This is a genomic window from Meridianimarinicoccus zhengii (genome assembly GCF_003254465.1).
Taxonomy (GTDB): Bacteria; Pseudomonadota; Alphaproteobacteria; order Rhodobacterales; family Rhodobacteraceae; genus Meridianimarinicoccus; species Meridianimarinicoccus zhengii.
Window position 1 is genome coordinate 1 of record NZ_QDFI01000158.1, and the last position, 2,717, is coordinate 2,717.

Below are 2,717 nucleotides of genomic sequence, written 5' to 3' on the forward strand. Positions count from 1 at the left end.
GCCGTGGCGCGGCACCGCGCGGCGCTGGTGGACGGGCCCACGCAGCCCGCCGGGGCGCCCCGCAACCCGGCGTGACCCGGCGCTGCCCCCAACAACGCCTCCATGGCGCGCGATTCGCCCCGGATCGCGCGCCACGAACGACCGCACAGGTCGAAAGGTAAAGATCGCCCTCACACGCCCCAAAAAAATCTCCTCGGGACTCTTTTCCCGGCGGCCAGTCACGTTTTGGACAGACTTTGCCCCGAGAAGCCCCCCACGCCGCGTGACAAGGCCCCGAACCGAAAGGGCCGCACGCCCCGCAAGCTGCAGAAGGAACACCACGATGTACCAGACACCCACCGGCGGCCTCATCCCGCCAAAACCCCCCGCCGCCGCACGACAGGTCGCAATGGGCGCCCGCCATCGTTTCTCCGGCACCATCGTCACGGGTGAGGATGAAGGCAGGGCCATCGATGTCGAAAGCCATCTCGAGATGCAGGTCGCGATGGTCATGCTGGCGCGCCGCGACGTCGTTCACCTCGAAACGCAGGTGCCCTGCCTCTGGATGGATGCACAGGGGCTCATGCAGTGGCACTTCTTCGACTTCCGCCTCACGTTGCGGGATGGCAGCCGTGTCGTGCTCATCGTGAAGCCTGCGGACAAGGCGCAGCGCCCGAAGTTCCGCGAGACCACCGCGCGGATCGCGGCACAGCTGACGCCCGACATCGCCGACCGGGTCTGCGTCATGACCGACCGGCATCTCGACCCGATCGAGCTGCACAACGCCGAGCTGCTGCACAGCTGCCGCACCCCGGACCCAGAGATCGACGCCGCCGCGCGCCGCCTTGTGCAGGGCATGGGCGGCGGCGCGGTCCGGATCGGGACCCTGGCCCGGACCCTGAATGTCGGCGGTCGCGGCTTTCGCGCCATCGTCCGCCTGCTGCGCTGCCACGATCTGGAACTTGCCCGTCACGCCCGGATCGCCCACGAAACCTTCGTCAAACGGAGTGCCGCCTGATGTTCGATATCGCCCCCAGCCCCGCCGCGCCGCGCTTTGCCTTCGGCGCCTACGACATCCTGCGCATCGATGGCACGGCCTACCGGGCGGCCGACAAGACCGATGACGGCTGGCTCGTCGTGCGTGTCGACGGCACCGGCATGTCAGCGGCCTACAGCCATTCGCAACTGGCGCGCCTGTCGCAGGTGGGCAAGCTGGCTCACGAGCGGGACGGGCTGCGGCCCGACGGGGCCCGGCAGCGACTGGCCGCGCCCGCCGATGTGCTCTCGACCCTGAGCGTGCAGCAGCACCGGATCGCACGGGTCCGCGAAGCGTCCGTGCTTGCGTTTCTCGACTGCGAGCAGGCGGGCGAGGTCAAGCGCACGGACGCCTCCATCGCGGCGGCGCTGCACAAGATCCAGATCCGCGCCGCGGCCTACCTGAAACAACCCAGCGCCTGCGATCCGTATGTGGCCGAACCCGGCAGTCTCGTGATCCCGAAGCTCAGCCCGCGCAACCTGCGGCGTTGGGTGACGGCCTATGAAGACCTCGGCCTGTCCGGGCTTTACGGCGCGCGGGGCGCGCGCGGGAACCGGGCGCGGCGCATGCGCCCCGAGGAACTCAACCTGATGCACAGTGTGGTCGACGGCTATCTCGACGACCGCAAGCCGAGCCAGGCGCAGGTCCATGACGATGTGAAGACGCGGTTCGAGGCCGAGAACCGGCAGCGCCGGGCGGCGGGCCAGCCCGACCTCGTGGTGCCCTCGCGCGAGACCGTGCGGCAGGCGATCCTCGCGCTCGACCCGTTGCGCTGCGCGCTGGCGCGGGAGGGCGCGGGCATCGTGCGCAACCGGGACGCACCGGTCGGCCGCGGGCTGGAGCTGACCCGCCCGCTGCAGCGCGTCGAGATGGACAGCTGCAAGATCGACCTCATGTCGCTGATGGCGACGGCGGGTCTTTACGGCGTGCTGTCGGATGCGGACAAGGCGATCCTCGGGCTCGATGGCGGCAAGGCGCGCTGGTACATAACCCTGGCCGAGTGCGCCACGACGCGCTGCATCGTCGGCATGCGGCTCTGCCGTGCGCCGGGGGCGCAACCGACCCTGCAGACCATCGACATGATGCTGCGCGACAAGGGCGTGTGGACCGACGCGGTCGCCGCGCTGTCGCCCTGGGCCCAGTTCGGCACGCCGGAGCTGGTGGTCACCGACTGCGGCACCGAGTTCATGAACTACGATGTGCGCGTGGCGCTGCGCGATCTCGGCATCCGATTCGAGAACGCGCCCGCCGGTGCGCCGCGCATGCGCGCGCGGGTCGAGCGGCTGTTCCGGACAGTGGGCACGCGGCTCGTCGCGCGCCTGACCGGGCGCACCTTTTCGAACATGCTGGAAAAGGGCGATTACGACCCCGCGGCGAAGGCCGCGCTGACGGCGGACGATCTGTGCCACGCCCTGACTCGTTGGGTGGTCGATGTCTATCACAACACGCCCCATGCCGGACTGGATGGCGAAACGCCCGCGCGTTGCTGGGCCCGGCTGATGGACACCTATGGGGTCGGCGCGCCGCCGGACCTGCGCCGCCGGCGCCTGGCGCTCGGCACGCATCTCGCGCGGATAGTGCAGAAGAGCGGGATCACCGTGTGGGGCGTGCGGTACCAGTCCGAGACGCTGGCGCGATGGGCGCTGCATGTCCGGGATCGCAAGGTCCGCATCCGCTGGTACCCGGAGGATATCGGCGCCAT

General features: G+C 69.9%; 2 protein-coding genes. Both read left to right on the plus strand.

Annotation, left to right across the window (positions count from 1 at the left end; all coding sequences use genetic code 11):
- Nucleotides 1–322: 322 nt before the first annotated feature.
- Nucleotides 323–997, plus strand: a complete 675-nt coding sequence (locus DDE13_RS22245) for a hypothetical protein (RefSeq protein WP_162631193.1) — start codon at nucleotides 323–325, stop codon at nucleotides 995–997.
- Nucleotides 997–2,717: Mu transposase C-terminal domain-containing protein (locus tag DDE13_RS22250; protein ID WP_111406378.1), on the plus strand; the 1,721-nt coding region annotated here is incomplete at its 3' end. The genes DDE13_RS22245 and DDE13_RS22250, both read left to right, overlap by 1 nt.